Genomic DNA, 23497 nt, shown 5'->3' with positions numbered 1-23497 from the left:
GTGGACAGGTTCATGTGCGAAAGCCTATCCAGCCCGGCCCGATTGATCGAAGGATACGACCATGGCCGACGCTCCCAGCACCCATGCCGATGGCGAACCTTTCGTGCGGCCCGACACGCGCGCCCTGCTCGACATGCTGAAGGCGATGAACCGACCTCCGGTGGAGGAAGCGGGTGCGGTCGCAGGACGCGAAGGCATGCGCGCGATGGCGCACATCGGCGAAGCGCAGGCGCGCGAGATGGCGGTCGTGAAGGACGTGAGCGTACCCGGCCCGGCAGGCGATATTCCCTGTCGCTTCTACGACACGCGCGAGTCGCGCGAGGCCGGACCGGCGGTGCTGTTCCTCCATGGCGGTGGCTTCGTCATCGGCGATCTCGAAGTGTACCATTCGCTGTGTACCGAGTTCGCTCATCGGCTCGATCTTCCGGTGCTCTCGGTCGATTATCGGCTGGCGCCCGAACACCCCTTCCCCGCCGCGCCCGACGACTGCGAGGCAGCGGCGCGCTGGCTCGCGTCGTCGCCCCAAGAGCTGGGGCGCGAGGTCACCGGGCTGGTCGTCACTGGCGACAGTGCGGGCGGCAATCTGACGATCGTCATCACCAATGCGCTGCGCGACGAGCCGGCGGATGTCCCGGTCCTGGTGCAGGCACCGATCTATCCGGTGGCGGACGAGGCCGGGCAGCATGAGAGTTTCCGCCAGTTCAAGGACGGCTATTTCCTGACCGGTGACACCATGGCGTGGTTCACCAAGAGCTACGCGGCGGACCCGCAGAGCCCGCGCAACCTGCCGATGCTGGGGGATTGCAGCAACGCGCCGCCGACCGTCCTTTGCACCGCCGGGCTGGACCCGCTGCGCGATTCCGGTCGCAGCTATGCAGCGTCTATAGTGAAGGATGGAACCGAGGTTACCTATCTTGAGTTTCCGGGCATTATTCACGGGTTCTTCACCATGCGGAAAGCCATTCCAAGTGGGCAGGCCGACGTCGAAACCTTCATCGATGCGGTGGGGGCAGCATTGGAACGACAGAAATGACCATGACCAAGGATCGTGACATCAGCGGACTCGGCTACCGCCCCTGCGTCGGCGTAATGCTGGTCAACCACGCGGGCGAGGTGTTCGTCGGGCGGCGGATCGACAACAAGGAAGGCGACTTCTGGCAGATGCCGCAGGGTGGCATCGATCCCGGCGAAGACCCCAAGGACGCGGCGCTGCGTGAGTTGCGGGAAGAGACGGGCATCACCGCAGACAAGGTCGCGGTCATCGGCCAGACCGCCGAACCGCTGCGCTACGACCTGCCGGAAGAACTGATCGGCAAGCTTTGGGGCGGCAACTACCGTGGGCAGGAGCAGGACTGGTTCCTCGCCCGCTTCGAAGGGACCGACGCGGACGTGAACCTCGAAGCGCACGAAGTCCCCGAATTCTGCGAATTCCGCTGGGTCACCGCCAGCACCGTGCCCGACCTGATCGTGCCGTTCAAGAAGCGGGTCTACCGTTCGGTCGTCGCCGAGTTCGCCGACCTCATCTGAGGTTGTAGTTGAGCGGGGAGCCGCTCAATCGCAACCCTCAGTTCTGGTCGGAGAGGTTCTGCGTCACAACGGCATCGGGCATCACCGCTTCGGCGGTCATCACGTTGTCGTTGCGCGGCCCCTGATCGATCGCCACCGCGAGCGAGCGGGTTTCGGCGCAGTTCGAGCCGCACAGCGACTCCAGCTGCGCCAGATTGCGCCGCGCACGCTCGACCGCGCCCCTTTCGACCAGCGCCGCGCCTTCGCCCGCGATCGCTGCGTAATTGCCGGGATCGCGCGTCAACGCTTCACGGTAGTAACGGATCGCCTTGCCCTGCAATCCCTCGCGCCGCGCGGCCTCGGCCAGCGACAGCAGGATCGGCGTGTATTGCGGATCGATCGCGAAGGCCGCCTCGAACGCATCGATCGCGCGCTGCGGCTGGCCTGCTTCGAGCGCCGCGTCGCCCTGCGCGATCAGAGTGCCGGCCCGCGGATCGACCGGAGCGTCCTGCGCCGATCCCACGCTCGACGAGACCGCGACCAGCAGCGAAAGGGCGGCGGCGGCGGGAGCGAAACGCATGATCATGTCCTTCGAGGAAGCCAGGAGGTTTTGGGCCGAAACGTCCATAGGGGTTCAGGCTAACACGGCAAACGACCACGCGCGACGAAAAATCCGTCCGTACCGTCGTGAAACGGCGAGAGACGGACCCCCTGCCCGCGCGCCCTGCCCAGCGGCAGTTCGGGCCTGTCGGCCTGCCAGCCCGCATTGTGTTCTAGGAAGCGCGAGAAGCGATCCGCCCCTTCCTCATCCAGCAACGAGCAAGTGACGAAGACCAGCCGCCCGCCGGGCTTCACCAGCCGGGCGCCGAGCGACAGCAGGTATTCCTGCGTGGCGGCGAAGCGCGCCAGCCGCTCTGCGGTCAGCCGCCACTTGGCCTCGGGCTTGCGGCGCCAGGTGCCGACGCCCGAACATGGCGCGTCGATCAGCACGCAGTCGGCCTGCGCTTCGAGAGCGCCGAGCGCCTCCATTTCCCGCCCCGGGTCGAGCAGGCGCTGATCCACGATCGTCACCCCCGCCCGCTCGGCGCGCGGAGCCAACTGCGACAGGCGGCGCTTGTCCGTATCCGAGGCGATCAGGCGGCCGCGATTCTCCATCGCCGCCGCCAGAGCCAGCGTCTTGCCGCCTGCGCCCGCGCACAGGTCGATTACCGTCTCGCCCGGGCGCACGGCTGCGGCAAGACACACCAGCTGGCTGCCATGGTCCTGCACTTCGATCCGGCCTTCGCGGTAGGCATCCCACTGGTCGGCCTGCGTTCCACCCTCGAACCGCAGCGCGTGCGGCGCGGCGAGCGGCTCGCCCTGTACGGGCAGGTCGAGGCTGGCACGATCCGCCTTCAGCGCATTGACACGGATATCGAGCGGGGCGCGGCCCATGAGGGCGGCGGCTTCCTCTCCCTCGACACCGGCGGCCGCCAGCTGTTCGACCAGCCATTCGGGCGCAAGTCCCGATTCGGCGACGGGCTCGCCCGCGCTCACCGGCTCCGGCCCGTATTGCGATCCGTCGAACAGCGCGGCCAGAGCCTCGTCCCCCTGCGCCAGCGCGAGCATCGCCGCGCGGCCCGAGGCAGGCACTTCGCCACAATGGCGGATCGCCTCGTAAGCCAGCTCGCGCACCGCGCGCCGGTCCTTCGATCCGGCATAGCGGTTCGCCTTGGCCCAGTCGGCGATGATCCGGTCCGCCGGCGCGCCCTGCCCCTTCGCCGCTTCGATCACGCGATCGAGGATCCCGATCGCGGCCTGAACGCGCGCCGCGGGCTTCACGTCCGGACCCCTTGGCGCGCTTCGCCTGACACACCTGACACAGTGTCCAGGAGAGAAAGATCGCCGGGGCCGCGAAGGGGGTTTTCGCGGTGCGGATGGGGGATGTTCGAGAGGAATTTCATGCGCGCGGCATGGCACGCGGACGCCGTGTAGGAAACCGCTCTCGTCACGCAGCCCCCCGTCATTCCCACGCGGGCGGGAATCGCGCTCCCTCGTCACTGCACTCCGTCGCCCCTGCGCAGGCAGGGGCCCAGATGGCGTCCGAGGGCCGGACCGGATATGGCATCTGGATCCCGGCCTTCGCGGGGATGACGATTTGAAGAAAGGGTGCCGCCCCCTCTTACCGCGAGGGGTAGTTGGGCGCCTCGCGCGTGATCGCGACGTCGTGGACGTGGCTTTCGGTCAGCCCGGCATTGGTGATGCGGACGAACTGTGCGCCTTTACGCAGATCCTCGATCGTCGGGCTGCCGGTATAGCCCATCGCCGCCTTGATCCCGCCGACGAGCTGGTGGATCACCGCGCTGGCCGGGCCCTTGAACGGCACCTGTCCCTCGATCCCCTCGGGCACCAGTTTCATCGCGGACACGTCCTGCTGGAAATAGCGATCCGCGCTGCCGCGCGCCATTGCGCTGACCGAGCCCATGCCGCGATAGCTTTTGAAGCTGCGGCCCTGGTAGATGAAGGTTTCGCCCGGCGCTTCCTCGGTGCCGGCGAGCATCGAACCGACCATCACGCAGCTCGCGCCTGCCGCCAGTGCCTTCGCCGCGTCGCCGCTGGTCCGCAGGCCGCCGTCGCCAATTACCGGAACGCCCGACTTCTCGGCCTCTTCGGCCGCGTCCATGATCGCGGTCAGCTGCGGCACGCCAACGCCCGCCACGACGCGGGTGGTGCAGATCGAGCCCGGCCCGATGCCAACCTTCACGGCGTCTGCCCCGGCATCGATCAATGCACGGGTCGCCTCGGCGGTCGCCACGTTGCCCGCGATGACCTGCACCGAATTGGAAATGGTCTTCGCGCGCTCCACGGCCTTGAGCACATCGCGGTTATGGCCATGCGCGGTATCGATGATGACGACATCGACTTCCGCGTCGATCAGTGCCCGGGTCCGGTCGAAGCCCTTGTCGCCAGTGGTCGTGGCGGCAGCCACGCGGAGGCGTCCCGCAGCATCCTTGGTCGCGGTGGGATGGTTGACCGCCTTTTCGATGTCCTTGACCGTGATCAGGCCGATGCAGCGGAAATCCTCGTCCACCACGAGCAGCTTCTCTATCCGCCGCTGGTGGAGCATCCGCCGCGCCTCTTCCTCGCCCGTACCCAGCGGCACGGTGGCGAGATTGTCGGTCGTCATCAGTTCGCGCACCGGTTGGCGCGGATTTTCGGCGAAGCGGACATCGCGGTTGGTCAGGATGCCGACCAGCTTACCGCCGCGATCGGTAACGGGAATGCCGCTGATCCGGTTGGCTGTCATCAGCTCCTGCGCCTCGCCCAGAGTCGCATCGGGGCCGATGGTGATGGGGTTGACCACCATCCCGCTTTCATAGCGCTTCACCGCGCGCACCGCGGCGACCTGTTCTTCCACATCGAGGTTGCGGTGAAGCACGCCGATGCCGCCCAGCTGCGCCATCGCGATGGCCATGTCCGCCTCGGTCACCGTGTCCATCGCCGCCGAAATGATCGGTATGTTGAGCGCGATTTCCCGCGTCAGGCGTGTGCGCGTGTCGGCCATGCTGGGCAGCACTTCGCTGTCCGCGGGGCGCAGCAGAACGTCGTCGAAGGTGAGAGCGAGGGGGATTTCCTTGAAGGCCACGGGGGGGCACCTTTCAGCAAGAGGGTTCGCGATTTTCCAGCCAGGTGTTCACCGTGCGACTCGGACAACCGCGGTCGATTGAAACCACTGTCTTGCAGGCGGCCCTTAGCGAGCCTCGGCCCGCTCCGCCAGAGGGTGTGGCACGCTATTCCCCTTCGATCAGGCGCCCTCTTCCATCAGGCCGTGTTTCTTGATGCAGTGGCGCAGCTGGTCGTAGCTTAATCCAAGCGCCTTGGCGGTCTGCCGCTGGTTCCAGCGGTGCTTGCCCAGCGCATGCTCCACGATCGCCCGTTCGTGACTGTCGACCGCAGCGCGCAGGTCCGCGACATCCTCGAAATCGAGCCGCTGCGCGGGCGCGGCGCTCTGGCCTTCGGCCTTCTGCCCACTGTTACCGCCGGTCGGGCGGCCCGGTGCGCTTTCGGGTTTCCAAGGGCTGTCGAACGGGTCGAACACGATATGGCCGATGGGCCGCTCCGGGTCGTCCCAGCGGTAGATCGCCCGCTCGATCACATTGCGCAGTTCGCGCACATTGCCCGGCCAGGCATATTCCTCCAGCTGCGTCGCGACATGCTCGGCAAAGCCGGGCCATGCAGACCATCCCAGCTCGGCGGCCATGCGACGCCCGAAATAGTCGACCAGCACCTCGATATCGCCCTCGCGCGCGCGCAGGGGCGGGAGGGTGATGACCTCGAAGCTCAGCCGGTCGAGCAGGTCGGACCGGAACTCGCCCCGCTCCGCCTTGGCGGGCAAATCCTCGTTGGTGGCAGCCACGATCCGGCAATCGACCCGCATCGGGCGGCTGGATCCGATTCGGGTGACCTCGCCATATTCGACCGCGCGCAGCAGCCGCTCCTGCGCGGCCATCGACAGCGTCGCGAGTTCGTCAAGAAACAGCGTGCCGCCATCGGCCTCCTCGAACCGCCCCTCGCGCGTGCGGGTCGCGCCGGTAAAGGCGCCCGCCTCGTGCCCGAACAGTTCCGCCTCGATCAGGGTCTCGGGCAGCGCGGCGCAGTTCATGGTGATCAGCGGCTCGCCCCAGCGGGGGGACAGGCGATGGAGACGTTCGGCAATCAGTTCCTTGCCCGTTCCCCGCTCCCCGATGACGAGCACAGGGCGCTGTAAGGCCGCTGCACGGCTGGTCCGCTCGACCGCGTCGAGGAAGGCGAGCGATTGCCCGACGAACTGATTGTCCCGCTCCATACCCGGAATATAGGACTGCACCCCAAGCCTTGGCAATTATTCCCAACATGCAGTTGGTCGAATTTCTCCAAACCCGCGGAAAACCTGCATTCTTCCAGTTTGGCACGCGGGTTGCAATGTTGAGGGCAAGAACGAACGAGGAGGAAAACGATGCACGATCAAGCCTATCCCAAGCGCCTTTTCAGCAAGGCCGTGCTGGTCACGATCCTCGCTCTGGGTGCGCTCGTCGCAATGAATCCGCTGTCTGCCGATGGCGCTCAATCGGATAGCCCGATTATGCTACAGGTAACCGAAATCGCATGACCGACCATAGCAACACACCCGGCCGCAACAGCCGCCTCTCGCGCCTCGACAACGAGGTCGAACGGCTGCGGCGCAGCCCGACCCCGACGCAGAGCGACCCGACGGGCGCAAAACGCGCCGCCGAGTGGGCGAACCCTGATAAGGTCAACGAGAAGCTCAACGATTTCATTACCTATGGAGCACCCTTGATGGGAATTTTCAGCCGCACCCGCGACATCATCGCGGCCAATTTCAACGAGATGCTCGACAAGGCGGACGACCCTTCGAAGATGATCCGGATGATCATCCTCGAGATGGAGGAAACCCTGGTCGAGGTCCGCGCCAGTGCCGCGCGCACCATTGCCGACCAGAAGGAAATGCACCGCCACACGGTCAAGCTCGACAAGCTGCAGGCCGACTGGGCCGAAAAGGCGCAGCTGGCGCTGTCCAAGGACCGCGAGGACCTGGCCCGCGGCGCGCTGGTCGAGAAGAAGAAGGCCGCCGACATGAGCGAGCAGCTCAAGGCGGAAATCAGCGTGCTCGACGATTCGCTACGGGCCTACGAGGAAGACATCCACAAGCTGCAGAGCCGCCTGCGCGAAGCGCGCAGCCGCCAGTCGCAGATCGCCGCCCGCCTCGAAAGCGCGGAAAACCGCGTGAAGCTGCGCAGCCTGATGACGACCGAACGGGTCGACGAAGCGCTCACCCGCTTTGATGCGCTCGAACGCCGGGTCGATTACGCCGAAGGGCGTGCCGACCAGCTCAAGATGGAAAGCGCGAGCGGCAAGCTGTCGCTGTCCGACGAAATCGCCGCCCTCGCAGGATCGGACAAGGTCGACGAGGAACTGGAAGAAATGAAACGCGCGCTCGGCAGGGGAGCCGACGACGCGAAGAAGGGGGAATAAGCCATGGAAGAGATGGTAGCAGTTCTTGTCGTTGGCATTCTGTTCATCGGTCTGCCGTGGCTTATCTTCCACTACGTCACTAAGTGGAAAACCGCCGGCGGCGGCATCACCAGCGATGACGAAGCCCTGCTCGAAGAACTTTATGCGCTCACCAAGCGCCTAGACGACCGCATGGACACGGTCGAGCGGCTGGTCGCCCACGACCACGCCGATTTCAAACCCGCCCGCCTGATCGCCGACAACAAGGCCGACAACGAGGAACTGGCAGAGCTGGAAGCCCTGCTCGCCCAGAAGAAGAAGGAAACCCGCGCATGAACACGCCCCGCACCACGCTCTACAAGGACGAGCAGAACGGCAAGCTGATGGGCGTGTGCGCAGGCCTCGCCGACTATACCGGGATCGAGGTTCTCTGGTGGCGACTGGGCGCGCTGTTCGCGATCTGGATGACCGGCGGCCTGATCCTGCCTGCCTATTTCATCATGGGGATGCTGCTGAACAAGAAGCCATCGCACCTCTACACCGAAGACAAGCGCGAGCAGAAATACTGGCAGGGCGTACGGGCCAATCCGAAGCGCACCGCGCGGGAAATCCGCGGCAAGCTGCGCGAGATCGACCGCAGACTGGCGAATGTGGAGGAGCACTATGTCAGCTCCAACCCGCGCCTCGACGCCGAGATCGAACGCCTGCGCTGATACCGAAACACGAGGGGAGAATTTACGATGGAAGGCATACTTGCCCTATTGATCCCGATCTTCGCGCTCTTGATCCCGATCGTCGCGATCTGGACGAAGCACCAGCAGAAGCTGGCCGAGATGGGGTTGGAAACGACCGCCGCGAACACAGCCGAAAAGGCCGCGCAGTACGCCAGCCAGATCCAGCGGCTCGAAGACCGGGTCCAGGTGCTCGAACGGATCGTGACCGATCGCGGATACGACGTCGCCACCCAGATCGAAGCGCTGCGTGACACGCGCTCGATAGAGGATCGCGACAGCGGCGTTCCGCTGACCTCCGGCTCGCGGGAGCGTGCATGATGGAAGACTTCCTAAGCGGGCCCGGCATGATTGTCGCCATCATCGCGATCTGCACCGCAGGCTGGCTGATCAACAACTGGATCCGCGCCAAGCACGGTTACGACCTCGAAGACGAATGGGGCGGCAAGACCAGCCGCGCCGACAAGTCCGCCGAGACCGAAGCGCTCCGGGCGGAGAACGCCAGCCTGGTGCAGCGCCTCGACGATCACGCCGACCGGCTGAAGGTCCTCGAGAGAATCGTGACCGAGCGCCGCTATTCGCTGTCGGACGAGATCCAGGCGCTGCGCCGCGATGAAAGCAGCGGCATGCCGATCGATACTGGTAAAAAGGAAACCGTGTGATGCCGTTCGAAATGACTTCGGAAGTGATCGCCCTCGTCGGCCTCGCCGGCGTGGCAGGCTGGGTGCTCACCACCTGGATGCGGATCAAGCACGGCTACCCGCTCGAAAGCGGCTGGGGCAAGGCGCTCTATCCCAGCGAGGACAAGGAGCGCGTGAAGCTGCTGATGCAGGAAAACGCGCAGCTGCGCGCCGAACTGGGATCGATCAAGGACCGGCTCGGCAATGTCGAGCGGATCGTGACCGATAGCGGCTACAGCCTGACCCACGAGATCGAGACCCTGCGCGAGAAGCAGGAGCCCAACTGATGAGCTTCTGGAATGCCCTCGTCCTGATCGTGCTGATCGTGGCGGCGGCCAGCTTGCTCCGCGGGCGCTTCGGTTCGGAGCGGGTCGAGGATGATGGCCGGCCCGCCGGACGCGCCCTTCCCCCGCAGCCCGATCCAGAACCCAAGCGCGACGCCGAGGCCGAACGCGAGATCGAAGCGCTGAAGGAGCGGATCGCCGTGCTCGAACGCATCGCCTACGACAAGAACACCACGTCCGCCCAGGAACGGGCACGTATTTCCGCCGAGATCGACGCCCTGCGCGAAGATCGGGACTGATCGCCCGAAGACGGGCCCACGCAAAGGGGAGACCGATAGTTATGGAGCCGACACTCGTCATTGCCGCCACATCGCTTCTCGGCCTCGCGCTGGTCGCCGCCGCGCTGCTGCGCGCGTGGGAAGGCTGGCTGGCCTTCAAGCGGCGCGAACTCGAAGCGCTGTCCAACGGCCGGAATGACAGCGAGGAGACGCGCGGCACAGGTCGCATCGCCATGGCGGACCTGCGCGAACGCATCCGCAAGCTGGAAGCCATCGCCAACGGTGTCGATCTGTGAGCGGTGCGCGCAGCCAGGCGGCGCAAGCCGGCATCGGACTTGGCAGCGCCATTGCCGTCGCGATTTCATGGTCGCAGCACCACTTGATCGTCTGAGCGATCGTCCACGGCTTTCTCTCGTGGTTCTACGTGATCTACTATGACCTTGACGCGCGAGGGCGGGCTCTCGGGTCGAGTTGCCCCTCTCCCCTTGAGGGGAGAAGGTTTGGTGCTACATCGCGACCATGCGCACACTCGATGATATCCGCGAAGAATACGAATTCCTCGAAGGCGACGAACGCTATCGCCTGCTGATCGAGCTGGGGCGCGAGCTTGAAGACATGCCCGACGCGCTCAAGACCGACGCCACGCTGGTTCGCGGCTGCTCGGCGGCGGTGTGGGTCTACCCGACCGGAGAAGGCGAGAAGCTCCACTTCCTCGCCGACAGCAACGCCGCAATTACCAAGGGCATCGTCGCGCTGGTCATCGCCGCCGTGCAGGACCGGCCCGCCGAAGACGTGGCGCAGATGGATGTGGTGGGCGCCCTCGAACCCTTCGATCTGAAGAACCAGCTTTCCAGCAATCGCACCCAAGGCGTGCCCAACATGATCGCGCTGGTGAAGGAACACGCCGCCCGGATCGCGCGCGGCTAGTCCGCCAGGGTTACCGCTGGCTCGTATAGTCGATCCTGATCCGCACCCAGCTGCCGACCTGTGGCTTGCCGCCTAACGAAGGCGGGCGAACGCGGAACTGCCAGGCGGCAGCCAGAATCGCGCGGTTCATCATCGACCCTTGCGGATATTCGGCGATCGGCACGCAATCGACCACACGGAACTGCGGCGCGGTCTTGCACGCGATCAGGCCCCACCCCGGACCGTTTGCGGTAGAAAGATAGCCCGCAAGCTCGCTCTTGCCGGGTTCTCGGTACCAGCGCGCCGCGTAAAGCGGCTGGCCGTCGGGCGCGGTGCCGACCACTTCGGAATCCGCGACGCGCGAACGCGATCCGGTGTCGACCGGGCCGTAGACCTGCTTGGGAGCCTGAGGCTGCGGCGCCGGCGCAGGGCTCCTCGACGAAGGCAGCTCGAACGGCGTCTCGATGATGGGTTGCGGCAGCGGCTGTGTCGCCGGTGGTGGTGGCTGCACGAGATCGGGCGGCACAGCCTCCGAACGGTCGATCTGCGGATCGGGCGTGTCCTGTTGCTGCTCGACCGGTTGTGCGGTGTCGCTGGGCTCCGGCTCGGCCTGCTCAGGTTCTTCCGCAGGCTCGTTCCGCGCCTTCAGATCGACCACGGTGAGGCTGCCCGGTACTGCCGGGGGATCGTTCCGGATATTCAGTGTCAGGAGAACGATCAGCAGGATCGCCTCGATCAGCAGCGCAGCGACAAGCCCCACAAGCCGCCGTCCGCGCTCGCTACGAGAGGGCTGCAACAAAGAGCGATCGTGAAGGGACTCTGCTTGGGGCAACGGGCCTCGGGCAAGTGGTGCGGGCGCAAGCCGCGAGCCGGAGTTTATGGGATAGGTTCGCTGCGCCGGTGGGGCAAGCCGCGCAGGCGTGCTTGCACGATTGGGTCAGCGCGCCGCGCGGATCGCAGCGGCTCAGGCCAGCCTAGGCCCCAGCGCTCTCGCGTACCACGGCGATGCCCGCCTCGCGCTGGCGCTTCAGCTCCGCCTTCAGCTTGGCGGGATCGTGCGCCCACACGAAGCCGAAGCTCACCCCACCCTCTTTCCCGATGGTCGCGTGGTGGAGCTTGTGCGCCTGCACCAGCCGCTTGGCATAACCGCGCTTGGGCACCCATCGGAAGTAGCGCTGGTGGATCAGCCCGTCGTGGATCAGCGAGTAAATCACCCCGTACAGCATCACGCCGAGGCCGATCCAGAACGCCGGCTCCCACGCGGCGTCGCCCATGACATAGGGACTGCCGATCGTGAACAGCGCGATGCTGATGGCCGCGCCGACCAGTGCGTAGAGGTCGTTCTTCTCGAACCGGTTGTCATGCGGTTCGTGATGGTCGCGATGCCAGCCCCAGCCGAAGCCGTGCATCACGTATTTGTGCATCGCCCAGGCGTAGAATTCCATGCCGATGAATGTCGCGGCGATGATGGCGACGATCTGCCACAGGCTCATGCCCCGGCTCCTTCCTCGATTTTACGCGCCTCGTGCGCGCTTGCCCTTGCCGACCTGCGGGCGGTGGGCAGTGCCCACCACGGCAGGTGGGGATGATGGTGATGTTCTAGGTGATAGCCGAAATGGAAGCAGGTGAGAAAGCTCGCCAGCGTGCCGAAATCGTCACTGCGGGCATTATGCCGGTCGGCAAAGGCGTCCGCCGCATGGCGATGCGGCCGGTAGGTGCCGAAATAGAACAGCTGCAGCGAGGATGCGATCGCCGGCAGGGCATAGAACAGCAGGACCTTGCCGTAGGGCGCGCCCAACACAAACGTGAGCGCGGTCACCATGGAAAGCACATAGACGAAAGAGAGCGGGCCGAAATAGCGCGCGAGGAACACGCCGTACCAGCGCAGGAAGGCGCGCGGATGATCGGCCGCGAAATCCGGGTCATGTGCGGTGCCCGGCGCCTTGTGGTGCGCGAAGTGCGCCGCGCGCAGCTTATCATAGGAAAAACCGGCATAGAGGAACAGCAGCACCGTTCCCACGAGGGCGTTCGCCCGCGGCACGCCGGGCACGAGCGAGCCGTGCATGGCATCGTGGCTGACGATGAACATGCCGACCTGCAGCCAGCACAGCGCCGCCACCATCGCGAGAGCGAGCGGGAACGTGGCCCAGTCCAGCTCGAACACGAACAGCGCAAAACCCAGCAGGCCGAGCCATCCGGCAAGGATGGCCGCAGCAAGGCTCAGGCCGACCAGCGGCTGAAAGATTGAATCGGCGGGGCGCGACATGGCTACCAGTGTAGACCGCGCCGGGGGCCAGTGAAAGCGGCTCGCGCGATCAATCCTCGCCCGCTGCGCTCCGCTCGTCGGGACGGGCGAAGAAATGCTTCGCGATTTCCTCGCCGATCCGCGCAGGGCGCAGGCTGGTCGCATCGATGCAGCACCAGCTCGATTTCACCTCGGCCAGCACTTCGCCGCCCCGCTCGATCACCGTGTGATAGAAGGCACGTGCGCCCCTGGTGCTCTCCAGCACCGTGCGGGCGATGATCGCGTCTTCGAGAAAGGCGGGCTTGCGGTAGGTAATCTCGTGCTTGAGCGCGACCCAAGCGCGCTCGGCCACCGCTTCTGCCGGGGCGAACTTCTTCCAGTGCGCCAGCACCGCGTCCTGAACCCAGCCCAGGTAGCGCGCGTTGTTCACGTGCCCCATGAAGTCGATATCGTCGGGCTGGATATCGATCGGATGCGCAAAAGGTTTAGCTGACATGTGTGTAAGTTAGCACCGAAGCTCTTACAATTCCATGACCGTTCGCGGGCTCGGCACGATTTTCCCTCGCAACCCGCACCATCTTGCAACGATTTCGCGCGCCATGCACTAGAACAGGCATGAGCAAGAACAAGACCACCCTTTCCGGAGTCGCCATCGCGACCGGCGCAGCCATCGGCTCGGCCGCCATTGCCGCAGCCCTTCTCTACGCAGGCAAGCGTCGCAAGTCGGTCGATACCGACAAGGACGAGCCCAGGCAGCTGCCCCCGATCCCCTCGGGCGAAGACCCGCAGACGGACTGATACGAAAACCAACCGACAACACACAAAACAAGTGGGAGACTAGCCCGATGAAAGCCGTGCTGACCAAGGAAGTGGGCGGGCCCGAAACGCTCGTGGTGGAACAGATCGATGCGCCGAGCCCCGGCACGGGCGAAGTGGTGGTGGATGTGGCCGCCTGCGCGATCAACTTCCCCGACACGCTGATGATTCGCGATCTCTACCAGTTCAAGCCAGAGCGACCCTATTCGCCCGGCGGCGAGATTTCGGGCACGATTTCCGCCATCGGAGACGGCGTGGACGGCTGGAAGGTCGGTGACCGCGTGCTGGCCGGGATCGGCAGCGGTGGCCTGCGCGAGCAGGTGACGGTCGAGGCCGGCAAGCTGTTCAAGGTGCCCGAGGGGATCGACCTTGTCGAATCCTCCGCCCTGCTGATGACCTACGGCACGATGATTCACGCGCTCAAGGATCGCGGGGACATCAAGCCCGGCGACACGGTGCTGGTGCTGGGCGCGGCGGGCGGCGTCGGCCTCGCCTCGATCGAGCTCGCCAGGGCCTATGGCGCGAAGGTCGTCGCGGCAGTCTCCAGCGAGGAGAAGGCGAAGGTCGCGAAGGAAGCGGGCGCGGACGAGACGGTGGTCTATCCGCGCGCGCCCTTCGACAAGGACCAGTCCAAGACGCTGGCAGGCGATTTCAAGGCCGCCGTCGGCTCCAACGGGGCAGACATCGTGGTCGATATCGTCGGCGGCGACTATTCCGAACCCGCCCTGCGCTCCATCGCGTGGGAAGGCCGCTTCCTGGTGATCGGCTTCCCGGCCGGAATCGCCAAGATGCCGCTCAACCTCACGCTGCTGAAAAGCTGCGATATTCGCGGCGTCTTCTGGGGCGCCTTCGCCGCGCGCGAACCGCAGCGCAATGCGCAGAACATCGCCGAGCTGTTCGAGTTCTGGAAGGACGGCAAGATCGGCCCGCAGATCAGCGAAACCTTCGGCATCGACGAGGCCCACACCGCGATCGAGAAGCTGGAGAAACGCCAGGCGGTGGGCAAGCTGGTGGTGAAGATGGACAAGTAGGCACCTCGCTTGCCGCATGGGGCCGACCGCCCTATCTGCGGTGCACAAATCCAGCGCATTCGAAAGGCAGCAACCGATATGACCAGCTTCAAGGACCGCGAACGGGGCGAAGAAGCAAAGTACGCGTTCGACGAGGAGACCGCTTTCAAGGTGGCAGCGCGGCGCAATCGCCTGCTCGGCGAATGGGCGGCAGACCTCATGAACCTGACCGAAGAAGAGACCGACAGCTACCGCAAGGCGGTGGTCCAGGCCGATTTCGAGGAAGCGGGCGACGAGGACGTGATCCGCAAGGTGCTGGGCGATCTCACCGCCGCCAGCTGCGATGTGGACGAAGCCGCAGTGCGGGCCAAGCTTGCCGAATGCGAGATCGAGGCTCGTCGCCAGCTCATCGGCGGGGCATAATTCCATGCCGATGAAGGCAGAAGAAATCGAGGCGATGATCAAGGAGGCCCTGCCCGGGGCCGAGGTCGAAATGCGCGATCTCGCGGGGGACAACGACCACTGGGCTGCCAAGGTCAGCGCCCCACAATTCGCAGGAAAGAGCCGCGTTCAGCAGCACAAGATGGTGTACGAAGCGCTCGACGGGAAGATGGGCGGCGTGCTGCACGCCTTGCAACTTACCACCGAGGCTCCCAAGTGACCTTGAAGAGCTAAAAGCAAACGGCGGTTTATTCAAAATGGCAGATACCAAAGAACGCATTTCCGGCATCGTCGGCGAAAACGAGGTCGTCCTGTTCATGAAGGGCACCCCGCTTTTCCCGCAGTGCGGCTTTTCCAGCCGGGCGGTTCACATCCTCGACCATTGCGGCGTGACCTATGAAAGCGTCGACGTGCTGCAGGACATGGAGGTTCGTCAGGGCATCAAGGCTTTTTCCGACTGGCCGACCATCCCCCAGCTTTACGTGAAGGGTGAATTCGTCGGCGGTTCGGACATTATGACCGAGATGTTCGAAGCGGGCGAACTCCAGCAGATGTTCACCGACAAAGGCGTGAAGACCGCCGACTGATCGACCGACGCGGGTGGGACGTTGCGCCGGTTTGAAAAACTTTCGGGGAGGCGGAGCCAGGAGACCTTTTGGCTCCGCCTCTTGACGAAAGTCAGGGACGCAGACTTCCATGCATCCCCCGTGCCAGTTTTGCGGAACGACCGGACTGCGCGCCTCGGTCTGGTTAACAGCCGGGGGCGCCCTTTCGCCGTTGTAAAAATTCCCGACAGCAGGCCAGGTCGATCGGCATGACGGCGTACGAACAGCATGAGGACGATCACCGCGAGGGTATTCCCGCCGCCACGGTCGTCATTTTCCGCCACGCACCCGATGGCGGCCCTTCCCAGATTTTAATGCAGGTCCGCAATCGCTCGCTTGCCTTTGCAGGCGGCATGGCGGTGTTCCCCGGCGGCCGGGTCGATCCGGGCGACCGCGAACTCGCAGCGTGTCTGGATGTGCCGGACATCGACGAGGCCGCCCATCGCGTCGCCGCGATCCGTGAAACGCTCGAAGAAACCGGTCTCGCGCTCGGTCTGCGCGGAGATATCGACGCGCAGCGCGCCGCCGAGGCCCGCGAGATCCTGCTCCACGAGGAAGCGCTGGCCCCGGTGCTCGCCCGGATGGGCTGGACGCTCGCGCTGGACGATCTGACACCCTTCGCGCGCTGGTTTCCCAAGAAAGAGCGGCTGCCCCGCATCTTCGACACGCGCTTCTATCTCGCCGATCTCGGCACGGGCGCGGTCGATATCGCAGTCGATGCGGGCGAGAACACACGGCTTTTCTGGATCGGCGCCGCGGACGCCATCGCGGCGTCGGAACGCGGCGAGATCAAGGTGATCTTCCCAACCCTGCGCAACCTCGAAAGGCTGGCGCAGTTCGAGACGTTCGACGCCGCACGCACGCATGCAGAAGAGACTCCGGTGCGCATGATCGTGCCATGGATCGAGGAGCGGCCCGTGGGGCGCAGCCTGTGCATCCCGGACGACTGCGGCTACCCGATCACCTCCGTGCTGCTGGACGACGCGAAACGCGGCTAGCGGGGCCCAGAGACACCATCGGGCGTAGCGCGCGCCAATCCTGTGTTCGCAATGCCGCGATCTGCCCCGATAGCGGGACCTCAATAGCTGCGGGGGAGCGCGCGGGCGGCCAATCTGCTGCGCCCGGCTTGGTGCCCGAGGGTTTCCTGCGAGCCATCAATCAAAAAGCCCCGGCACCCTTTGAGGGCCCGGGGCTTTTTAATGGCGCGCCCGGAAGGATTCGAACCTCCGGCCCCCAGATTCGTAGTCTGGTGCTCTATCCAGCTGAGCTACGGGCGCTTGTGAGGCGCCGCACATAGGCAGGGCATTTAATCTTGGCAATGGCTTTATCGACAAATCCGGGAGATTTCTCACCGAATGGCGGAGTTAGGTGCTTTGCCCAGCCTGCTCCTGCCCCGGCACGTGCACTTTTGCGAAGACCTGCGCCGCCAGTTGCCCGTCGAGCGGGGGCTTTTCGAGCCCCATGATCTCGTCAGGACTGAACCAGCGCCATTCTCCACCCTCGAGCGAACGCGCCTGCCCCTGCCAGCGGGCACAGGCGTAGAGCAGCAGCAGAATCGGTCGACCAAGCCCGGCGGTCGAGGCCTCGTCCGCAGCGAAGGCCGCTTCGCGCATGGCATCCGTATCCAGCACGATCCCGCATTCCTCCGCGATCTCGCGTGCCAGCGCGCTGCGCGCACCCTCCCCCGGGTCGATCTTGCCGCCCGGAAACTCCCACAATCCGCCATGCTGTTTGCCCTGCGGCCGGCGATGCATCAGCCACTGCCCCGCGCCGTCGGGCCCGATCGCGGCTGCCACCACGGGCAGGTATGTCGGAATATTTTCCACTCGAACTTCAGCCTTTACGCGTCCTTAAGCCTGATCGGCCACACATGGCCGCGATGGCGTCTCCTTATGAGAGGCAGGATCGCGATCCGCAATTGAGGGGGCATCGATGAAACGCATCTGGACGAGACTTTGCAACGACAATTCGGGGGCCGTGGCCGTTGAATACGGCCTGATCCTTGCGCTCATCTTCCTCGCGATGGTGGGCGCGATCGGGATCTTCGCCGAGAACGTTATCGACGTCTGGCAGAAGGTAAGCGAGACTTCGAAGCAAGCGGTGGAGCGGTCCTGAAGGCTTGCACCCACGGCGTTTAGGGAATTCTCAACTCTTGGAGCCTAAACCGGCGGTAGCTCTTTCCAAAGGGACGTGGACGGAGCCGGGTTACGAAGACGAAACAGGAGACCGAATATGAAATTCCTCAAGCAGCTGCTGAACGACGAACAGGGCGCGACGGCCATCGAGTATGGCCTTATCGCCGCCCTTATCGCTGTTGCAGCGATCACCGCTATGACCAGCCTCGGCGGTTCGCTCGAAAACACGTTCAACGGCGTGTCGAACGAACTGAACGACAACCAGGCTCCGACAGATTAAGGCTTAGTTTGGGCTACAGCCCTTACACGAGTTGAGAACGGCGGGGAGCGATCCCCGCCGTTTTTGTTTGTGCGCAAGACCGTGCAGCCACGGCTATCGGCCGCGCACCACGATCTTGACCTGCTGGCCCGCCTGCAGACCTTCGTTGCTGTCGAGGCTGTTGAGCACCCGGAAACGCGCTTCCTGACCGTTGGAATAGGCCATCCGGCGCGATAGCGAGGAAACCGTATCGCCACGCTGAACTGTCACGACGTCGAGCACGCGCGGCACGACTTGGTCCGCTTCGGCAGCGCTGATCCGGCGGAACGAGTTGAACATCGGGGTGAACACCGACGCGCGGCCCGCCGGCGCGATCGCTTGGTAGTAGTAGGTCTGGCCACCGCCCATATCATAGGCGAAGACGATCACCTCGACCTGGCCGTTGCCCGAATTGGCGCGCGCGGTGCCGTACGCGGCAGGCAGGCCGTTGACGGTTGTGGTCTGGATTTGCGGATTGATCCGCTGCTGCTGGCTCGACAGCGACTGGAATGCCTGGCTGACGAACTGCGTCAGGCTGCCGCTCGACTGTGCGACGCGCAGCTCCGCCTGGCCCGACTGGCCGTTGATCGTCACCTGCTGCGTGCCGTTGACGAGATAGAAGCCCTGCGGCGCGGTGAAGGCGAAGCGCAGCTGCGGATGAATGAACTGCCGTCCTTCGACGATGCCCTGCTCGGGATCGTCGCCATAGATCAACCCGTCGATATTGCGCAGGAAGACCTCGCGGTTGAGCGTGGTGCCGGGCCGCCCCTGCGCAAGCGTGGCGGTCTCGCGCACGCGGCTTGCTGGATCGGGGTGGGTGGACGCCCATTCGGGCAGGCTCGCATTGTCGCGCCCCTGCAGCTGCGCGTCGAGCGAAGACTGGCGCGCAAGGCTTTCCAGGACGGTGCTCATCGCCTGCGGATCGTAGCCTGCCTGCGACAGATAGCGCACACCCAAGACGTCCGCCTCGCGCTCCTGATCGCGCGAGAAGCCCAGCGTAAGCAGCTGCGACCCTTGCAGCGCGGCGCGCCCCAGCGTCGAGCCAAGCTGGCTGTCGCCGAGCAGGATGCCAGACAGGATCGCACCAGCCGCGCCGAGCAGTGTGTTCTGCTGCTGCGCCTGCTGGCGCCGCTGGGAGTGGCGCGCGGCGACGTGGCCGACCTCATGACCGAGAACGGCGGCAAGCTCTGCCTCGTTATTCATCAGCGTGACCAACTGGCGCGTGGTGTAGACGTACCCGCCAGTGGTCGCGAAGGCGTTGTTGACCGAGCTGTTGAGCAGCGAGACGGTGAACGCGCCCGGCGTGCTGGCAAGGCCCGACTGGACCGCGATCTTCTGGCCCACGCCGCGCACGTAGCCGGCGGTGTTGCCCTGCATCGCGCCGCCGAATTCCTGCAGGATCTGCGAGTGGTACTCGCGCCCCTGCTGCGCCTCGTTCTGCGTGATCGGGGTATTCGCACTCGGGATGTTGCCCCCGCCTACGGCGGCGCAGCCGGAAAGGCTCAGCGCGAGGGCGAGCGGCGAAGCGAAAGCGAGAATCTTGCGGCGGCTCATACGGAAATACTCCCCTGATGCGTTTTTTGCGCGAGGGGAAGCAATCGATGCACCACTCGCGGTATGGGCCCTCAACAGGCCAATACCGCGCGCGGTTCCCGATTCGCAGAGCTGCCGCGCTCAGGCGCCGATGGCGAGGTAGCGCTCTGCACGCCGCTCCTGCAGGCGCACGCTGTCCTGCCCGTCCAGCTGGCCCAATTCATCGTCGATGGTGTCGGCAAGATAGCGGATCGCCGCCTGCGGATCGCGATGCGCGCCGCCGACAGGCTCGGGCACGATCCGGTCGATCACGCCGAGTTCCTTCAGGTCTTGCGCGGTCACCTTCATCGCCTCTGCCGCATCGGGTGCCTTCTCTGCAGTGCGCCACAGGATCGAGGCACAGCCTTCGGGCGAGATGACCGAATAGACGGCGTGTTCGAACATCAGCACGCGCTCCGCGCTCGCCAGGGCAACCGCGCCGCCCGAGCCGCCCTCGCCCACGATGGTCGCGACCATCGGGACGGGCAGCGCAAGGCACGCCTCGGTCGAGCGGGCGATCGCCTCTGCCTGGCCGCGCTCTTCCGCCTCGATCCCCGGAAACGCGCCCGAGGTATCGACCAGCGTGACTACCGGCAGGCCGAACCGCCCGGCAAGGTCCATCAGGCGGATCGCCTTGCGATAGCCTTCGGGCTTGCCCATGCCGAAATTGTGCCGGAGGCGACTTTGCGTGTCGTGCCCCTTCTCGTGCCCGATCAGCATCACCTGCCGGCCGCGCAGAGTCGCGAAACCGCCAAGGATCGCCTCGTCCTCGCCGAAATAGCGATCCCCGCCCAGCGGCATGAAATCGGTAAAGGCGTGCTCAACATAGTCGCGAAAATGCGGCCGCTGCGGGTGCCGCGCGACCTGCGTCTTCTGCCATGGCGAAAGCGAAGCGTAGAGGCCCTTGAGCATGTCTGCGCTCTTGGCCTCCAGCTTGGCCAGTTCGTCGGCGATGTCGATCGTGTCGCTATCATGCGCACCGCGCAATTCGGCGATCTGAGCCTGCAGCTGGGCCACGGGCTTCTCGAAGTCGAGAAAAGTCAGCATTGGTCCGCGCTATCCGGCTGTTGCCGCTCGCGCAAGTCGCCTTGCGCGCTAAGCGGGTGCCTTTCGTTGACAAGCGCAACCAGCCGCGCCGCCTCGACATGGGTGTAGATCTGCGTCGTGGCGATGTCCGCATGGCCCAGCAGCGTCTGCAAGGCGCGCAGATCCGCCCCGCCTTCGAGCAGGTGCGTGGCGAAGGCGTGGCGCAGGACATGCGGGCTGATCCTGTCGGGCGGCACGCCTGCCCGCTCCGCCAGAGCCTTGATCAGCTGGTAGAGCCTGATCCGCGTGAGATGGCGCGCGCGCGATGGAAACAGCCACGGCGAGCCTTCGGGCCGCACCGCGAGCCAGCGCGAGACCGCCACCCGCGCCCGCGTGCCCATCGGCACAAGCCGTTCCTTGCCGCCCTTGCCGGTAATGGTCAGGAACGGCGCGTCGCGCGGCACGGCGGCCAGCGGCAGGGCGACCAGTTCGGTCGCGCGCAGGCCCGAGCCGTAGAGCAGTTCGAGCATCGCGAGCAGTCGCAGTGCAGTGGGATCCTCGCCCTCCGCTTCGCTCTCGGCCTGCGCGAACAGCGCGGCGATCTGCGCGTGGTCGAGCACCTTGGGCAGGTTACGGCGCCTGGCGGGATTGGGCAGCGCGGCGGATGGATTGTCGGACCGCACCCCCTCGTCCTCAAGAAAGGCGAAGAACTGCCGCAGGGCGGAGCTTTTGCGGGCAACGGTCGCCGGCGCAAGGCTGGCCCATGCGGGGCCGAGCTTCGCCAGATCGTGCCGCGCCGCATCGGAGAGCGGGCCGACGATTCGCCCAGCGCCTTCCAGATCGCGGCGATAGGCAGCCAGCGTGTTCTCCGCAGCCCCACGATCCACCGCCAGTGCTGCCAAGAAATCCTCTATCGCCGCATCGGCCATGTCGAATTGCGCGGCGAGGCTACCCGCGCGCGACCGCCTCCGCAGCGATCATGCGCGCTTCTGCCTCCATCCCGCTGCGGCGGAGCGCGGATACGATGTGGTAGAGATGGCGCGGCGTCATCCCGTTCCAGTCGTCGCCCTGCATCCCCAGCCCCATCAGGAAGGTCACGAGCGCGGCATTGTTCACCTCGCCCGCGCGCGAGATCATCGCGCTCCAGCGGGTTTCACGCGCCAGATCGAGGGCCAGCTCACGATCCCAGTTGCTGCGCGTCCCGTCGGACAGGCGGCCCAGCCCGGCCAGCCCGGCGACCAGGAAGCCGGTACGGCGGCCGCCCGTGCTCGAATCATTGTCGCGGAAGGCATCGATCGCACCGTTGGAGACATTCTCGTCACCCGGCAGGCCAACCGCGAGCAGGCCCCAGCCTGCATCGCCTTCGTCGACGATACCGCTCCAGCGCGCGGCATCGCGATCGAGCCCGGCAGTCAGCATGGAGGCGATCAGCGGGCCGGCATCGGCGGTAAAACTATCGCTCGCCGGAATGCGCGCGGCGGCATAGGCGGTCAGCACCTGCCGGTCGTAGGGGATCTGCGCCCCCTCCCCCCACAGCGAACGGATCGCGCCGAGGCGCGCCGCAGCGTCGGGGGCGACATAGGCGGTGCGCAGCAGGCTCGCATCGGTCCCGATGGCACCTTCGTTCCCACTCGTCGCGTAGGCCTGCGAATAGAGATCGATCAGCGCGGCAGAGGAGAATATCCCCTCGCGCGCGGCGCGGCGGGCGCCGGTCAGGCGCTGCGACAGCGGCAGCGACGGCAGCGCGGCGGCGGCGCGCTGGTAGTATGGCCCTGCATCGTCGATCAGCCGTTCGGGGATGTCGATGCCGAGCGCGGTGGCAAGGCCGTACCGCCACGGCGTCAGCTCGTCGACATCGTCCCATTCGATGGTCACCGTACTGTTGCCGAGCCCGGCGGCCCCCGCGAAGCGCTGAGCCAGCAGCACGTCGACGGCCTGCGTTTCCTCGCCGTCGAGGCGGTCGCGCAGGCGGATCAGGTCGTTGCGGGCACGCGCGGTCTCGCCGCCATAGGCGCTGCAGATGGAGCGCAGCATGCGCCACTGCGTATCGTCGCGATAGCCGCCGCGCAGCACCGCGAGCGGACATGCCCCGGCAATGTCACCGGTCGCGATATAGGCGTCGACCGCCGCATTGGCGAGGCGGGTGTTCCAGCTGTCGACGTCGACATCCTGCGCGATCGCCCGGGCCGCGCCGAACTCGCCCATCCGGTTGAGCAATTGGGCGCGCAGTGCCGCAAACTCCGTCCCGCTCATCCCCGAAGGGGGTGCGAGGCGGCTGGCGAGCGCGCGGCGCAGCGCGATGTGCCCCCAGCGCGAGACGAGCCGCCCCTGCGTACCGGCGATCGCGGCGCGGACCAGCGACTGTGGCTGGCGGGCGAGAGAGGCGGCAGGCAGGCCGCCCTCGTCTTCCGCAAGAATGCCCACCCGCGTCGTATTCCGGCGTTGGGCTGCGGGAATGTCGAACTTGGGCTTGAGGCCGAGCAGTTCGTCCAGTTCGTCCGGATCGAGCGCTTCCAGTTCTTCGAGCGTCGGCAGGCGGCCGCCGGACGATGTCGCGGGCGCGCCCGATCCTGCATCTCCGGCCCCGGAATTATCGCCGGTCTCCTGGACCACGGGGGATGCGGTGGGCGCAGGGGTGGCGGTGGGGGCCGGGCTCGGCGCAGGTGCGGGAGACGGCGCGGGGGCCGGATCCTGCATGGAGGGTGGCAGCAGCGATTCAGGATTGCCCGCCGCCAGGGCGATCGGCGCCGCCAGCACTGCAAGTGCCGCTCCGCCCAGCATAGTTGCCTTCATCCGCACGCTCATTCGCTCACCTCCGGCAGGGCAATCGTTTCCGACATCGGACGCAACGGTTCCTCCCCGCCATCCCACCACGCCCATGCGAGGACGAGGAGGACGACCAGAACGCCCACCGCAATGCGCTGGAGCGCCGGTCTTGAAATCTCTATCTGCACGCGATCCGATACCCTTTAT

The 23497-nt window shown here is 65.7% G+C and carries 34 protein-coding genes and 1 tRNA gene; 20 read left to right on the top strand and 15 right to left on the bottom strand.

Features of this window, described 5'->3' with window-relative positions; translation table 11 throughout:
• Window positions 1–61 precede the first annotated feature (61 nt).
• Both ACYQ0L_RS00515 and ACYQ0L_RS00510 read left to right on the top strand, forming a co-directional pair.
• Window positions 62–1033, top strand: coding sequence for an alpha/beta hydrolase (locus ACYQ0L_RS00515; protein ID WP_459786970.1), 972 nt, complete (start codon window positions 62–64; stop codon window positions 1031–1033).
• Complete coding sequence (locus ACYQ0L_RS00510) at window positions 1030–1527, top strand: RNA pyrophosphohydrolase (RefSeq protein WP_459786969.1); 498 nt, start codon at window positions 1030–1032, stop codon at window positions 1525–1527. Before ACYQ0L_RS00515 ends, ACYQ0L_RS00510 begins: the two co-directional genes overlap by 4 nt.
• A gap of 37 nt (window positions 1528–1564) precedes the next feature.
• Here ACYQ0L_RS00510 and ACYQ0L_RS00505 read toward each other — a convergent pair whose 3' ends face one another.
• From ACYQ0L_RS00505 to pspF, 4 genes are all read right to left on the bottom strand, one after another.
• Window positions 1565–2086, bottom strand: coding sequence for a tetratricopeptide repeat protein (locus ACYQ0L_RS00505; protein WP_459786968.1), 522 nt, complete (start codon window positions 2084–2086; stop codon window positions 1565–1567).
• 59 nt (window positions 2087–2145) lie between these two features.
• Entirely contained in the window at window positions 2146–3327 is a 1182-nt protein-coding gene (locus ACYQ0L_RS00500; protein WP_459786967.1) for an RsmB/NOP family class I SAM-dependent RNA methyltransferase, read from the bottom strand.
• A 340-nt stretch (window positions 3328–3667) separates the two neighbouring features.
• Window positions 3668–5131 carry an IMP dehydrogenase gene (gene guaB / locus ACYQ0L_RS00495; RefSeq protein ID WP_459786966.1) on the bottom strand — a complete coding sequence of 488 codons (1464 nt, stop codon included), beginning with the start codon at window positions 5129–5131 and terminating at the stop codon, window positions 3668–3670.
• Between the two features lie 159 nt (window positions 5132–5290).
• Window positions 5291–6331 (bottom strand): phage shock protein operon transcriptional activator, encoded by a 1041-nt coding sequence (gene pspF / locus ACYQ0L_RS00490; RefSeq protein ID WP_459787999.1) that lies wholly within the window; start codon window positions 6329–6331, stop codon window positions 5291–5293.
• Window positions 6332–6481: 150 nt separating this feature from the next.
• Between pspF and ACYQ0L_RS00485 the strand changes: the two genes are divergently transcribed.
• The 10 genes from ACYQ0L_RS00485 to ACYQ0L_RS00440 all read left to right on the top strand — a co-directional run bounded on the left by ACYQ0L_RS00485 (window position 6482) and on the right by ACYQ0L_RS00440 (window position 10397).
• Window positions 6482–6634 (top strand): hypothetical protein, encoded by a 153-nt coding sequence (locus ACYQ0L_RS00485; protein ID WP_459786965.1) that lies wholly within the window; start codon window positions 6482–6484, stop codon window positions 6632–6634.
• Window positions 6631–7518 carry a phage shock protein PspA gene (gene pspA, locus ACYQ0L_RS00480; RefSeq protein WP_459786964.1) on the top strand — a complete coding sequence of 296 codons (888 nt, stop codon included), beginning with the start codon at window positions 6631–6633 and terminating at the stop codon, window positions 7516–7518. The genes ACYQ0L_RS00485 and pspA overlap by 4 nt, the downstream gene beginning before the upstream one ends.
• Before the next feature lie 3 nt (window positions 7519–7521).
• Window positions 7522–7833 carry an envelope stress response membrane protein PspB gene (gene pspB, locus ACYQ0L_RS00475; protein WP_459786963.1) on the top strand — a complete coding sequence of 104 codons (312 nt, stop codon included), beginning with the start codon at window positions 7522–7524 and terminating at the stop codon, window positions 7831–7833.
• Window positions 7830–8210: an envelope stress response membrane protein PspC gene (gene pspC / locus ACYQ0L_RS00470; protein WP_459786962.1), complete on the top strand. Its 381-nt coding sequence runs from the start codon at window positions 7830–7832 to the stop codon at window positions 8208–8210. Before pspB ends, pspC begins: the two co-directional genes overlap by 4 nt.
• Before the next feature lie 27 nt (window positions 8211–8237).
• Window positions 8238–8549, top strand: coding sequence for a hypothetical protein (locus ACYQ0L_RS00465; protein WP_459786961.1), 312 nt, complete (start codon window positions 8238–8240; stop codon window positions 8547–8549).
• Window positions 8546–8890: a hypothetical protein gene (locus tag ACYQ0L_RS00460; RefSeq protein WP_459786960.1), complete on the top strand. Its 345-nt coding sequence runs from the start codon at window positions 8546–8548 to the stop codon at window positions 8888–8890. Before ACYQ0L_RS00465 ends, ACYQ0L_RS00460 begins: the two co-directional genes overlap by 4 nt.
• On the top strand, window positions 8890–9195 hold the full coding sequence (locus ACYQ0L_RS00455; RefSeq protein ID WP_459786959.1) for a hypothetical protein: 306 nt from the start codon (window positions 8890–8892) through the stop codon (window positions 9193–9195). The genes ACYQ0L_RS00460 and ACYQ0L_RS00455 overlap by 1 nt, the downstream gene beginning before the upstream one ends.
• The gene (locus ACYQ0L_RS00450; protein WP_459786958.1) at window positions 9195–9491 is read left to right on the top strand and encodes a hypothetical protein; all 297 of its coding nucleotides are present in this window, start codon (window positions 9195–9197) and stop codon (window positions 9489–9491) included. The genes ACYQ0L_RS00455 and ACYQ0L_RS00450 overlap by 1 nt, the downstream gene beginning before the upstream one ends.
• 41 nt (window positions 9492–9532) lie before the next feature.
• Window positions 9533–9766: a hypothetical protein gene (locus ACYQ0L_RS00445; RefSeq protein ID WP_459786957.1), complete on the top strand. Its 234-nt coding sequence runs from the start codon at window positions 9533–9535 to the stop codon at window positions 9764–9766.
• 223 nt (window positions 9767–9989) lie between these two features.
• Entirely contained in the window at window positions 9990–10397 is a 408-nt protein-coding gene (locus ACYQ0L_RS00440; RefSeq protein WP_459786956.1) for a SufE family protein, read from the top strand.
• Between the two features lie 10 nt (window positions 10398–10407).
• Here the strand turns inward: ACYQ0L_RS00440 and ACYQ0L_RS00435 are convergent, their stop codons facing one another.
• From ACYQ0L_RS00435 to ACYQ0L_RS00420, 4 genes are all read right to left on the bottom strand, one after another.
• Window positions 10408–11136 (bottom strand): hypothetical protein, encoded by a 729-nt coding sequence (locus ACYQ0L_RS00435; protein WP_459786955.1) that lies wholly within the window; start codon window positions 11134–11136, stop codon window positions 10408–10410.
• A 214-nt stretch (window positions 11137–11350) separates the two neighbouring features.
• Window positions 11351–11869 carry a sterol desaturase family protein gene (locus ACYQ0L_RS00430; RefSeq protein ID WP_459786954.1) on the bottom strand — a complete coding sequence of 173 codons (519 nt, stop codon included), beginning with the start codon at window positions 11867–11869 and terminating at the stop codon, window positions 11351–11353.
• On the bottom strand, window positions 11866–12642 hold the full coding sequence (locus ACYQ0L_RS00425) for a fatty acid desaturase (RefSeq protein WP_459786953.1): 777 nt from the start codon (window positions 12640–12642) through the stop codon (window positions 11866–11868). Before ACYQ0L_RS00425 ends, ACYQ0L_RS00430 begins: the two co-directional genes overlap by 4 nt.
• Before the next feature lie 49 nt (window positions 12643–12691).
• Complete coding sequence (locus ACYQ0L_RS00420) at window positions 12692–13117, bottom strand: acyl-CoA thioesterase (RefSeq protein WP_459786952.1); 426 nt, start codon at window positions 13115–13117, stop codon at window positions 12692–12694.
• A gap of 119 nt (window positions 13118–13236) precedes the next feature.
• Between ACYQ0L_RS00420 and ACYQ0L_RS00415 the strand changes: the two genes are divergently transcribed.
• The 6 genes from ACYQ0L_RS00415 to ACYQ0L_RS00390 all read left to right on the top strand — a co-directional run bounded on the left by ACYQ0L_RS00415 (window position 13237) and on the right by ACYQ0L_RS00390 (window position 16491).
• On the top strand, window positions 13237–13419 hold the full coding sequence (locus tag ACYQ0L_RS00415; protein WP_459786951.1) for a hypothetical protein: 183 nt from the start codon (window positions 13237–13239) through the stop codon (window positions 13417–13419).
• Window positions 13420–13466: 47 nt separating this feature from the next.
• On the top strand, window positions 13467–14468 hold the full coding sequence (locus tag ACYQ0L_RS00410) for an NADPH:quinone oxidoreductase family protein (RefSeq protein WP_459786950.1): 1002 nt from the start codon (window positions 13467–13469) through the stop codon (window positions 14466–14468).
• A gap of 78 nt (window positions 14469–14546) precedes the next feature.
• Window positions 14547–14870: a DUF1476 domain-containing protein gene (locus tag ACYQ0L_RS00405; RefSeq protein WP_459786949.1), complete on the top strand. Its 324-nt coding sequence runs from the start codon at window positions 14547–14549 to the stop codon at window positions 14868–14870.
• A gap of 4 nt (window positions 14871–14874) precedes the next feature.
• Window positions 14875–15108 carry a BolA/IbaG family iron-sulfur metabolism protein gene (locus tag ACYQ0L_RS00400; RefSeq protein ID WP_459786948.1) on the top strand — a complete coding sequence of 78 codons (234 nt, stop codon included), beginning with the start codon at window positions 14875–14877 and terminating at the stop codon, window positions 15106–15108.
• Window positions 15109–15145: 37 nt separating this feature from the next.
• Entirely contained in the window at window positions 15146–15475 is a 330-nt protein-coding gene (grxD, locus tag ACYQ0L_RS00395) for a Grx4 family monothiol glutaredoxin (protein WP_459786947.1), read from the top strand.
• A gap of 227 nt (window positions 15476–15702) precedes the next feature.
• On the top strand, window positions 15703–16491 hold the full coding sequence (locus tag ACYQ0L_RS00390; protein WP_459786946.1) for an NUDIX hydrolase: 789 nt from the start codon (window positions 15703–15705) through the stop codon (window positions 16489–16491).
• A gap of 202 nt (window positions 16492–16693) precedes the next feature.
• On the opposite strand, the gene ACYQ0L_RS00385 is transcribed toward ACYQ0L_RS00390, so the two are convergent.
• Window positions 16694–16770, bottom strand: a tRNA-Arg gene (locus ACYQ0L_RS00385).
• 87 nt (window positions 16771–16857) lie between these two features.
• Window positions 16858–17319: an NUDIX domain-containing protein gene (locus ACYQ0L_RS00380; protein ID WP_459786945.1), complete on the bottom strand. Its 462-nt coding sequence runs from the start codon at window positions 17317–17319 to the stop codon at window positions 16858–16860.
• Between the two features lie 106 nt (window positions 17320–17425).
• On the opposite strand from ACYQ0L_RS00380, the gene ACYQ0L_RS00375 reads away from it, so the two are divergent.
• Both ACYQ0L_RS00375 and ACYQ0L_RS00370 read left to right on the top strand, forming a co-directional pair.
• The gene (locus ACYQ0L_RS00375) at window positions 17426–17608 is read left to right on the top strand and encodes a Flp family type IVb pilin (RefSeq protein ID WP_459786944.1); all 183 of its coding nucleotides are present in this window, start codon (window positions 17426–17428) and stop codon (window positions 17606–17608) included.
• A 117-nt stretch (window positions 17609–17725) separates the two neighbouring features.
• Window positions 17726–17908 (top strand): Flp family type IVb pilin, encoded by a 183-nt coding sequence (locus ACYQ0L_RS00370; RefSeq protein ID WP_459786943.1) that lies wholly within the window; start codon window positions 17726–17728, stop codon window positions 17906–17908.
• Window positions 17909–18001: 93 nt separating this feature from the next.
• On the opposite strand, the gene ACYQ0L_RS00365 is transcribed toward ACYQ0L_RS00370, so the two are convergent.
• From ACYQ0L_RS00365 to ACYQ0L_RS00345, 5 genes are all read right to left on the bottom strand, one after another.
• The gene (locus ACYQ0L_RS00365; RefSeq protein ID WP_459786942.1) at window positions 18002–19480 is read right to left on the bottom strand and encodes a M48 family metalloprotease; all 1479 of its coding nucleotides are present in this window, start codon (window positions 19478–19480) and stop codon (window positions 18002–18004) included.
• A 120-nt stretch (window positions 19481–19600) separates the two neighbouring features.
• Window positions 19601–20545, bottom strand: a complete 945-nt coding sequence (locus ACYQ0L_RS00360; protein WP_459786941.1) for an acetyl-CoA carboxylase carboxyltransferase subunit alpha — start codon at window positions 20543–20545, stop codon at window positions 19601–19603.
• On the bottom strand, window positions 20539–21453 hold the full coding sequence (locus ACYQ0L_RS00355; protein WP_459786940.1) for a tyrosine recombinase: 915 nt from the start codon (window positions 21451–21453) through the stop codon (window positions 20539–20541). The genes ACYQ0L_RS00360 and ACYQ0L_RS00355 overlap by 7 nt, the downstream gene beginning before the upstream one ends.
• 19 nt (window positions 21454–21472) lie before the next feature.
• Window positions 21473–23317, bottom strand: a complete 1845-nt coding sequence (locus tag ACYQ0L_RS00350; protein WP_459786939.1) for a hypothetical protein — start codon at window positions 23315–23317, stop codon at window positions 21473–21475.
• Between the two features lie 8 nt (window positions 23318–23325).
• Entirely contained in the window at window positions 23326–23478 is a 153-nt protein-coding gene (locus tag ACYQ0L_RS00345; RefSeq protein WP_459786938.1) for a hypothetical protein, read from the bottom strand.
• Between the last annotated feature and the right edge of the window lie 19 nt (window positions 23479–23497).

This window comes from Alteriqipengyuania triglochinis, assembly GCF_054655655.1.
The sequence above is the reverse complement of the archived record's forward strand: the minus strand, read 5'-3'. Positions and strand labels throughout refer to the sequence as shown.

Bases quoted from the DNA above. Each gene is read 5' to 3' on its own strand.
- ACYQ0L_RS00445 (WP_459786957.1), top strand. From the start codon at position 9,533: ATGGAGCCGACACTCGTCATTGCCGCCACATCGCTTCTCGGCCTCGCG.
- ACYQ0L_RS00405 (WP_459786949.1), top strand. From the start codon at position 14,547: ATGACCAGCTTCAAGGACCGCGAACGGGGCGAAGAAGCAAAGTACGCG.
- pspC (WP_459786962.1), top strand. From the start codon at position 7,830: ATGAACACGCCCCGCACCACGCTCTACAAGGACGAGCAGAACGGCAAG.
- ACYQ0L_RS00420 (WP_459786952.1), bottom strand. From the start codon at position 13,117: ATGTCAGCTAAACCTTTTGCGCATCCGATCGATATCCAGCCCGACGAT.
- ACYQ0L_RS00485 (WP_459786965.1), top strand. From the start codon at position 6,482: ATGCACGATCAAGCCTATCCCAAGCGCCTTTTCAGCAAGGCCGTGCTG.
- ACYQ0L_RS00465 (WP_459786961.1), top strand. From the start codon at position 8,238: ATGGAAGGCATACTTGCCCTATTGATCCCGATCTTCGCGCTCTTGATC.
- ACYQ0L_RS00455 (WP_459786959.1), top strand. From the start codon at position 8,890: ATGCCGTTCGAAATGACTTCGGAAGTGATCGCCCTCGTCGGCCTCGCC.
- pspF (WP_459787999.1), bottom strand. From the start codon at position 6,331: ATGGAGCGGGACAATCAGTTCGTCGGGCAATCGCTCGCCTTCCTCGAC.
- ACYQ0L_RS00360 (WP_459786941.1), bottom strand. From the start codon at position 20,545: ATGCTGACTTTTCTCGACTTCGAGAAGCCCGTGGCCCAGCTGCAGGCT.
- ACYQ0L_RS00370 (WP_459786943.1), top strand. From the start codon at position 17,726: ATGAAATTCCTCAAGCAGCTGCTGAACGACGAACAGGGCGCGACGGCC.
- ACYQ0L_RS00415 (WP_459786951.1), top strand. From the start codon at position 13,237: ATGAGCAAGAACAAGACCACCCTTTCCGGAGTCGCCATCGCGACCGGC.
- ACYQ0L_RS00355 (WP_459786940.1), bottom strand. From the start codon at position 21,453: ATGGCCGATGCGGCGATAGAGGATTTCTTGGCAGCACTGGCGGTGGAT.
- ACYQ0L_RS00425 (WP_459786953.1), bottom strand. From the start codon at position 12,642: ATGTCGCGCCCCGCCGATTCAATCTTTCAGCCGCTGGTCGGCCTGAGC.
- ACYQ0L_RS00510 (WP_459786969.1), top strand. From the start codon at position 1,030: ATGACCATGACCAAGGATCGTGACATCAGCGGACTCGGCTACCGCCCC.
- ACYQ0L_RS00450 (WP_459786958.1), top strand. From the start codon at position 9,195: ATGAGCTTCTGGAATGCCCTCGTCCTGATCGTGCTGATCGTGGCGGCG.
- pspA (WP_459786964.1), top strand. From the start codon at position 6,631: ATGACCGACCATAGCAACACACCCGGCCGCAACAGCCGCCTCTCGCGC.
- ACYQ0L_RS00390 (WP_459786946.1), top strand. From the start codon at position 15,703: ATGACGGCGTACGAACAGCATGAGGACGATCACCGCGAGGGTATTCCC.
- ACYQ0L_RS00375 (WP_459786944.1), top strand. From the start codon at position 17,426: ATGAAACGCATCTGGACGAGACTTTGCAACGACAATTCGGGGGCCGTG.
- ACYQ0L_RS00440 (WP_459786956.1), top strand. From the start codon at position 9,990: ATGCGCACACTCGATGATATCCGCGAAGAATACGAATTCCTCGAAGGC.
- ACYQ0L_RS00410 (WP_459786950.1), top strand. From the start codon at position 13,467: ATGAAAGCCGTGCTGACCAAGGAAGTGGGCGGGCCCGAAACGCTCGTG.
- pspB (WP_459786963.1), top strand. From the start codon at position 7,522: ATGGAAGAGATGGTAGCAGTTCTTGTCGTTGGCATTCTGTTCATCGGT.
- ACYQ0L_RS00460 (WP_459786960.1), top strand. From the start codon at position 8,546: ATGATGGAAGACTTCCTAAGCGGGCCCGGCATGATTGTCGCCATCATC.
- ACYQ0L_RS00430 (WP_459786954.1), bottom strand. From the start codon at position 11,869: ATGAGCCTGTGGCAGATCGTCGCCATCATCGCCGCGACATTCATCGGC.
- ACYQ0L_RS00400 (WP_459786948.1), top strand. From the start codon at position 14,875: ATGCCGATGAAGGCAGAAGAAATCGAGGCGATGATCAAGGAGGCCCTG.
- ACYQ0L_RS00350 (WP_459786939.1), bottom strand. From the start codon at position 23,317: ATGAAGGCAACTATGCTGGGCGGAGCGGCACTTGCAGTGCTGGCGGCG.
- ACYQ0L_RS00515 (WP_459786970.1), top strand. From the start codon at position 62: ATGGCCGACGCTCCCAGCACCCATGCCGATGGCGAACCTTTCGTGCGG.
- ACYQ0L_RS00365 (WP_459786942.1), bottom strand. From the start codon at position 19,480: ATGAGCCGCCGCAAGATTCTCGCTTTCGCTTCGCCGCTCGCCCTCGCG.
- ACYQ0L_RS00505 (WP_459786968.1), bottom strand. From the start codon at position 2,086: ATGCGTTTCGCTCCCGCCGCCGCCGCCCTTTCGCTGCTGGTCGCGGTC.
- grxD (WP_459786947.1), top strand. From the start codon at position 15,146: ATGGCAGATACCAAAGAACGCATTTCCGGCATCGTCGGCGAAAACGAG.